At 63.9% G+C, this 8,292-nt stretch carries 6 protein-coding genes; all 6 read right to left on the reverse strand.

The genetic code is table 11. The annotated features are described in order from the left end of the window. Positions 1-2 precede the first annotated feature (2 nt). The gene (locus PMI09_RS18880) at positions 3-320 is read right to left on the reverse strand and encodes a hypothetical protein (protein ID WP_007797910.1); all 318 of its coding nucleotides are present in this window, start codon (positions 318-320) and stop codon (positions 3-5) included. Continuing rightward, positions 320-1,816, reverse strand: coding sequence for a siroheme synthase CysG (gene cysG, locus PMI09_RS18885; protein ID WP_007797913.1), 1,497 nt, complete (start codon positions 1,814-1,816; stop codon positions 320-322). The genes PMI09_RS18880 and cysG overlap by 1 nt, the downstream gene beginning before the upstream one ends. Continuing rightward, positions 1,788-4,445 (reverse strand): nitrate reductase, encoded by a 2,658-nt coding sequence (locus PMI09_RS18890; protein ID WP_007797916.1) that lies wholly within the window; start codon positions 4,443-4,445, stop codon positions 1,788-1,790. The genes cysG and PMI09_RS18890 overlap by 29 nt, the downstream gene beginning before the upstream one ends. Beyond that, complete coding sequence (nirD, locus tag PMI09_RS18895) at positions 4,445-4,780, reverse strand: nitrite reductase small subunit NirD (protein ID WP_085990691.1); 336 nt, start codon at positions 4,778-4,780, stop codon at positions 4,445-4,447. The genes PMI09_RS18890 and nirD overlap by 1 nt, the downstream gene beginning before the upstream one ends. Positions 4,781-4,784: 4 nt before the next feature. Beyond that, entirely contained in the window at positions 4,785-7,235 is a 2,451-nt protein-coding gene (nirB, locus tag PMI09_RS18900) for a nitrite reductase large subunit NirB (RefSeq protein WP_007797923.1), read from the reverse strand. Positions 7,236-7,254: 19 nt separating this feature from the next. Further along, positions 7,255-8,292, reverse strand: a 1,038-nt coding sequence (locus PMI09_RS18905; protein ID WP_007797927.1) for an MFS transporter, incomplete at its 5' end; no start/stop codon positions are given.

Below are 8,292 nucleotides of genomic sequence, written 5' to 3' on the forward strand. Positions count from 1 at the left end.
AGCTAGAAAATAGTGGCCAAGCCGAACTGCAGGTAGGCGGCCAGGCTGAGCGTGGACAGCGACACGGCGAGCGGCGGCGCTGGCGTCCGCACCGTCCAACCGAGAAGCGGGCCAAGCGCCGCGATCAGCATGCCGAGCCATGGCCCGTTGCCGGCGAAGGCCAATCCGAGGGCGGAGAGACTGACCGCGCTGGCGATCATGGTGAGCGGGGCGATTGCCACGGCAGCATCCGTTCTGGGGCTGAAGATGCTGATGAAGCGCGGCCAGCTGAGGGCGATGGTGAGAACCAGGAAGACGGGAGCGATCGTCTGGAGTTGCATCAGCGCGCTCCGACGGCCAAGCGGAAATAGCCATCGAGATGGCCGGCCTCGCCGGTGCCGCTCTGGCGTGCCGCAAGGGCGCTGCCGACAGCGATCAGGACAGGATTGTCATAGCCGATTTCCGCGATCCCACAGGCGACGGTTGAGAGTGTGCCGCGCCAATCGCGTTGTGTCGACCGGCTGACGTCGCTGATGATGATGGCCGGCGTTTCAGGCGACAGGCCTTCTTCGATCAACCGATCGGCGATAAGCGGCGCCGTCCTGCCGCCCATGTAAAAGACGGTCGTCGTATGCGGATCGGCGACGGTGGCCCAATCGACATTGGCCGGCAGCCCGCCATGCCGAGAATGGCCGGTGATGAAGCGGACGGATTGCGCGTGGTCGCGGTGCGTCAGCGAGATCCCGAGGCGGGAGGCCATGGCGCTTGCGGCGGTGATGCCGGGGATGACATCGACCGGAATGTTCTCGCGATCAAGATGGGCAATTTCCTCGCCGGCGCGGCCGAAGATCATCGGATCGCCGGACTTCAGCCGCACGACACGCTTGCCTGCCTTGGCGAGCTTCACCATCATGTCGTTGATGTCTTCCTGGCGGCAGCTCGTGCGGCCGCCGCGTTTTCCCACCAGCATGCGCTTTGCCTCGCGCCGGGCAAGCTCCAACACCTCCGAAGAAACCAGATCATCGAAGAGGATCACGTCGGCTCCTTGCAGGGCGCGAACGGCCTTCAACGTCAGAAGCTCCGCATCGCCGGGGCCGGCGCCGACCAGCGTCACACGACCCTTGGAGTGGGCGGGCGCTTCCCGAAGCCTTTCGGCTTCTTTGAGAAGCTGCCCGCCGACGCCCTCCTCCGGCGTATCCGAACTTGAAAAGGCGCGATCAACGAATCTCTCCCAAAAAGCGCGGCGCAAGGGGCCGGGCGCCAGCCGCTCGTTGATCCGGTCTCGTAGCGAGTGTGCCAATTCCGCCCAGCCTTTCAACGCCCGCGGCAGTAACGTCTCGATCCGCCGGCGGATTGCCTGGGCAAGGATCGGGGCGGCACCATCCGTTGAGATGGACACGACAACAGGCGAGCGGTTGACGATCGAACCAAACTGGAACTGGCAGAAGGCGGGCTTGTCTATGACATTGACCGGCACCCCGGCCATACGGGCGGCGGCGAAGAAGGCTTCCGCCTCGTCATTCCCCTCGCAGTCGGCGATGGCGATGGCAGCGCCGGTGAAGATCGTTTCATTCCATGCTTCGGCGTGATGGATGAAACTGCCCTGAGGGTGTTCGGCGCCTCGCAGGATCAGTTTCTCGAAGGTGTCGGAAAGCTCGTGCGCATAGATATGGACTTCCGCGCCGCATGCGGCGAGAAGCTCGGCCTTCCAGGCGGCGGCATCGGATCCGCCGGCGATGATCACGCGCTTGCCTTCGAGCGCCCAGAACACCGGCAGCTTGGCAAGCGGCTCCATGCGGGCGGGTGTTTCACTCCGCGGCGGCTGCAAGACATCCATCGATGATCCCCCTGATCTCGGCGCGGCAGGAGCCGCAGTTGGTTCCGGCATTGAGTTCCTTGCCGACGGCTTCGACGCTGTGGCAGCCGCCGCGAACGGCTGCGACGATCTGGTTGACGCCGACGCCAAAGCAGGAGCAGACGGTAGCGCCCGGATCAGGCTTGTCGGCACCCGGGCGACCGGCGACGAGAGCGAAGCGCTTGCGCAGATTGGTGTGCTCGGCGGTGAGCTGGGAGATCGCCCAGTTGCGGGCGACGGCCACCGGTTCGCGCGCCAGGAACAGGGCCGCAAGCAGTCGCTTGCCGTCGAAGAAGGCGAGCCTCAGATCGCCGGATTGCTGGTCGGCGTAGCCGAGTGGCTCGACATCGTCAGGGATAGCGAAAGTGGTGCGGCACCAGGCGCACCAGTCCTCGACCGGCCGGTCGAAGGCGAGCTCCACCCGCCACCCGCCTTCGGCCTTTGCCAACGCCCAATACGCGGCATCGAGATTGTCCGGCTTGACTTGGGAGACCGCAAAGCCGTAGCGCGCCGCTTTGAAGCGTTGGGCAGCGACTGCGACATTTTTCGAGGCGGGTTGGCCCGAGAGCGCATCGGTCAAAGGCGCGACGACGGCGTCGATGCGCGCCTTGGCGGCAAACTGATCGTTCCAGTGCATCGGCACGAAAATGCTGCCGCGGGCCTGCCGCTCCGTGATCAGGGCGCGAACCACGGCCGTGCCGTGTGGGCTTTCGATCTCGACAAGACCGGCATTGCCGACGCCGATCTCGATCGCGTCACGTGGATGAAGCTCGGCGAAGGGCTCGGCGATGTGGGATGAAAGCCGCGCACTTTTACCAGTGCGCGTCATCGTATGCCACTGGTCGCGGATACGGCCGGTGTTCAACGTGAAGGGATAGTCGGCGTTGGTGCGATCCGAGGCGACCGGTTTGACGGCGATGAAGCGTGCCTTGCCGTCGGCGTGGTAGAAGCCGCCATTGGCGAAGAAGCGGGTCTCACCATTCTCTTGACCCGCCGGCTGTGGCCACTGGAAGGGAGGCAGTTCGTCATAGGCCTGTAGATCCATGCCGACATATGCGCCGATGTCGAAGTCGCGATTGCCGTTGTTCTCGAAGGCGGAGAGGGTGGCGTGTTCGTCGAAAATCTCTGCGTTGGAGGCGAAGTCGAAGGCCTGGGAAAAGCCCATCCGTTTGGCCACCTCGGCAAGCTGCCACCAGTCGGCCCGGGCTTCTCCGGGCGCATCGAGGAAGGAGCGCTGGCGGGAGATGCGACGCTCGGAATTGGTCACCGTACCGCTCTTTTCGCCCCAGCCGAGCGAGGGCAGAAGGACGTGCGCGTGACGCGCGGTATCGGTGTCCTTCAGGACGTCGGAGACGACGACGAAGGGACAGGCCTTGATGGCGGCCTCGACGGCGTCGGCATCCGGCATGGAAACGACCGGGTTGGTCGCCATGATCCAGAGCGCCTTGATCCGTCCGTCTGCAACGGCCCTGAACATATCGACCGCCTTCAGGCCCAGTTTTTCGGCAATCGTCGGCCCACCCCAGAAGCGCTGGACGCGGTCGCGATCCTCGGCGCTTTCGATTGCCATGTGGGCGGCCAGCATGTTGGCAAGCCCGCCGACCTCGCGCCCGCCCATGGCGTTCGGCTGGCCGGTGAGCGAGAAGGGTCCCATGCCGGGCCGGCCGATCCGGCCGGTGGCGAGATGACAGTTGAGGATGGCGTTGACCTTGTCGGTGCCCGACGAGGACTGGTTGACGCCCTGGCTGTAGCAGGTGACGACCTTCTCAGTCGTGGCAAAGAGGCGGTAGAATTCGCGAAGCTGCATGGCTGGCAGGCCGGTCAGTTCCAGCACCTCGTTGAAGGAGATCCCGGAGGCAGCCGTAAAGGCCTCGGCAAAGCCGTTGGTATGTTCGGCAACGTAGTTCTGGTCGATGGCGTTGCTTGCGATCAGATGCTCGAAAAGGCCGACAAAAAGAGCGACGTCGCTGTCCGGGCGGATGGCAAGGTGCAGATCGGCGATATCGGCGGTCATCGTGCGCCGTGGATCGATGACGACGACTTTCATGCTGGGGCGTGCTGCTTTGGCGGCGGCCAGTCGCTGATAGATGACCGGGTGGCACCAGGCGAGGTTCGAGCCGGTGAGGATCACCAGATCGGCGAGCTCCAGGTCCTCATAGGTTCCCGGCACGGTATCCGAGCCGAAGGCGCGGCGGTGGCCGGCGACGGAGGATGACATGCAGAGCCGCGAATTGGTGTCGATGTTGGCCGAGCCGATGAAGCCTTTCATCAGCTTGTTGGCAACATAGTAGTCCTCGGTCAGCAGCTGGCCGGAGACGTAGAAGGCAACGGAATCGGGGCCGTGTTTCGCGATGGCATCCGAAAATCGTTGCGCGACGAGGTCAAGCGCCTGTCCCCATTCCGCCCGCTCCCCCGAAACCTCCGGGTGGAGGATGCGCCCGTCGAGATCGACGGTTTCGCCAAGCGCCGAGCCCTTCGAGCACAGCCGCCCGAAATTGGAGGGGTGGTCTGGGTCGCCCATGACGGAAACCTTGCCGTCGTCTGCGACCTTGGCGATGACGCCGCAGCCGACACCGCAATAGGGACAGGTTGTCTTGACCTCTGTTTCCATCATTCGGCCGCCATCATCAGGCTTTCGAGCGCGATGAAGAGGGCGCCGTTTTCGTTGCGCACCGGGATGGTCCGCACTTCGCCCTCATCGGCGCCCAGCGCCTTGCCGGTTTCGAGCGAGATCACCCAGTTATGCAGCGGGCAGGTGACGGCCTTGGCATGGACGATGCCTTGGGAGAGCGGCCCGCCCTTATGCGGGCAGTGGTCCTCGATGGCGAAGATCTCGTTTTCGGCCGTGCGGAAGACGGCGATCTTGCCCTGGGGTGTCTTCACGCAGCGGGCCCCCCGCAGCGGAATTTCGGAGATGTCGCCGATTGCAATCCAATTCATGTCCATCTCCTTACTCAGCGGCCTGCGGGTAGCCGATCGTCGCCATCGGCTTGAACTCATGCTTGTCCTTGCCGGAGACGCGCTCCGACCAGGGGTCGACCTGGGCGAATTTTTGCGAGAAGACGAAGCGGTCGTAATAGGCTTGGCGCTTTTCGGCATCGCCCATGATCTGGCGGCGGATTTCGTCCAGGCCGACACGCTTCGCCCATTTGTAGATGCGCTCGAGATAGCGGGCCTGCTCGCGGTACATCTGCGTCAGCGCCACGATATGCTCCAGCGCTTCGTCCTCGGTCTTCACGAGGCCGAGAACCTCGGTGCCCTTGATGTCGAGGCCCGCAGCACCGGCGAAATGGATCTCGAAACCGCTGTCGACGCAGATCACGCCGATGTCCTTGCAGGTCGCTTCGGCGCAATTGCGCGGGCAGCCCGAGACCGCCATCTTCAGCTTGGCCGGCGTCCAAGACCCCCACATGAACTTCTCGATGCGGATGCCGAGGCCGGTGGAATCCTGCGTGCCGAAGCGGCACCAGTCGGAACCGACGCAGGTCTTCACCGTGCGCAACCCCTTGGCGTAAGCCTGTCCGGAAACGAAGCCGGCCTTGCCGAGATCGGCCCACACCGCCGGCAGGTCTTCCTTCTCGATGCCCAGCAGGTCGATGCGCTGGCCGCCCGTCACCTTCACCATCGGGATTTCGAACTTGTCGACGACATCGGCGATGGCGCGCAGTTCGTTGGAGTTCGTCACGCCGCCCCACATGCGTGGAACGACGGAATAGGTACCGTCCTTCTGGATATTGGCGTGGACACGCTCGTTGATGAAGCGCGACTGGTAGTCGTCGGCATACTCATCCGGCCAGTCGCAGACGAGGTAGTAGTTGAGAGCCGGACGACACTTGGCGCAGCCGCACGAGGTCTTCCATTCGAGTTCCTGCATGACGGCGGGGATGCTCTTGAGGCCCTTGGCCTTGATCAGGCGGCGCACGTCGTCGTGGCCGAGTTCGGTGCAGGTGCACATGGGCTGGACGGCGGCCGGGTTGTAGCTGTCGCCGAGGGTCAGCGTCATCAGCTTTTCTACGAGGCCGGTGCAGGAGCCGCAGGACGCGGAAGCCTTTGTGTGGGCACGCACGTCGTCGAGCGACGTCAGGCCCTTAGCTGTGATCGTCGAGGTGATCTTGCCCTTGCAGACGCCGTTGCAGCCACAGATTTCCGCGTCATCCGGCAAGGCTGCAACGGCCGCCATAGGGTCCAGCGGCGACCCTCCCTGATAGGCTTGACCGAAGATCAGCGTTTCGCGCATCTCCTTGATATCGGTCTGTTTCTTTTTCAAATCGTTGAACCAGGCACCGTCGGCGGTTTCGCCGTAAAGGACGGTGCCGATGATCTTGTTGTCCTTCAGCACGAGGCGCTTGTAGACGCCGGCCGAGGCATCCCGCAGCACGATTTCCTCACGGTCGTCGCCATCGGCAAAGTCGCCGAGCGAGAACAGTTCGATGCCGGTGACCTTGAGCTTGGTCGGGGTGTCCGAATGCACGAAGGCGGCAGAGCGGTCGCCCGACAGATGCGAGGCGGCGACGCGGGCCATCTCGTAGAGCGGTGCGACAAGGCCGTAGACCATGCCGCCAACTTCCGCGCACTCGCCAAGCGCCATGATGCTGCCGTCCGAGGTCTGCATGCCATCATCGACGACGATGCCGCGGTTGACGGCAATGCCGGCATCCTTTGCGAGCCCGACGCTCGGGCGGATGCCGACCGCCATGACGACCAGGGTTGCCGGAATGATGCGGCCGTCGTCGAGCTCGATGCCCTCGACTTTGCCGTTGCCGACGATCGCCTTGGTATTGGCCTTGGTGATGACCTTGATGCCGCGTTCTTCAACGGCCTTCTGCAGGAGATAACCGGCCGCCGGATCGAGCTGGCGCTCCATCAGTGTCGGCATGACGTGCAGGACGGTGACGTCCATGCCGCGCGACGCAAGGCCGGCCGCCGCTTCGAGGCCGAGCAGGCCGCCGCCGATGACGATCGCTTTCTCGCGCGACTGGGCGGCAAGCAGCATCGCCTGCACGTCGTCGAGGTCGCGGTAGGTAATGACGCCGGGCAGATCCTTGCCGGGCACGGGGATGATGAAGGGCACCGAGCCGGTGGCAATCACCAGCTTGTCGTAGCTTTCAACGACGCCGTGATCGGAGGTGACCGTCTTGGCGGCACGGTCGATCGCGACGATCTTGTGGCCCTTGTAGAGCGTAATGCCGTGCTTGATGTACCATCCATCGCCGTGGATGATGATCTCTTCATACTCCTTCTCGCCGGACAGAACCGGCGAAAGCATGATGCGGTCGTAGTTGACGCGCGGCTCGGCGTTGAAGATCGTGACCTGATATTGGCCCGGTGCCTTTTCGAAGAGGTGCTCGAGCATGCGCCCGGGCGCCATGCCGTTGCCGATGATGACAAGCTTCTCAGTCATAGGTTTCAGGTCCTCAAAATCAGGTGGCAGCGACGGCTTGTGCGGAGAGGCCCCGGCGGTCGAGCTGCCTGACCGACAGGTGCATCCAGACCAGCGAGATGACGACGATCGCGAAGAGCAGCATGAAACAGCTCGACCACAGGCCGGTCATGTCCTTCAGGAGGCCAAAGGCGATCGGCAGGATGAAGCCGCCAAGGCCGCCCATCATGCCGACGATGCCGCCGACCGCGCCGACGCTTTCGGGGTAGTAGGCGGGGATGTGCTTGTAGACGGCAGCCTTGCCAAGGCTCATGACGAAGCCGAGGGCAAAGATGACGACGATGAAGACGACAGGCGTGATCCCGAGTGCGGAGCCGGTGCCGGCGGCCGGGAGCGAAAGGATCAGGGTTGCCACAGCCGACACGGCAAACATGACGTACATGACGCTGCGAGCGCCCTTCTTGTCGGAGAGAACGCCGCCGAAGGCGCGGAAAATGCTGCCCGGAATGGAATAGGCGGCTGCGACCATGCCGGCGACGCCCAGATTGAAGCCGTAGACACCAACCAGATAGCGGGGCAGCCACAGCGACAGGGCAACGAAGCCGCCGAAGGCGAAGAAGTAATAAAGCGAGAAGCGCCAGACCTGGGCATTCTTCAGCGGTGCGAACTCCTGCAGGAGGCTCTTGGAGGCGACGCCGCGCTCGCGGCGGAGGCGGAAGGCCGGATCATCCGTCGTGGTGAACCAGAAGACGATCGCCATCAGCGCCAGGCCGATGGCCCAGATCTGGGCAACAGCCTGCCAACCCCATGCAATCAGGATGAACGGGGCGGCGAACTTGGTCACAGCAGCGCCGACATTGCCGGCGCCGAAGATGCCAAGTGCTGTTCCCTGCTTTGCCGCCGGAAAGAATGGCGAAACGTAGGCGACGCCGACCGCGAAGGAACCGCCGGCAAGCCCGACGCCGAGGCCGGCAATCAGCATCTGCGTATAGGTGTGGGCATAGGAGAGGAGGAAGGTCGCCACGGCGGCGGCCAGCATGGTGAGCGTGTAGACGAGGCGGCCGCCGTAACGGCCGGG

This window comes from Rhizobium sp. CF122 (genome assembly GCF_000282035.1).
Classification (GTDB): domain Bacteria; phylum Pseudomonadota; class Alphaproteobacteria; order Rhizobiales; family Rhizobiaceae; genus Rhizobium.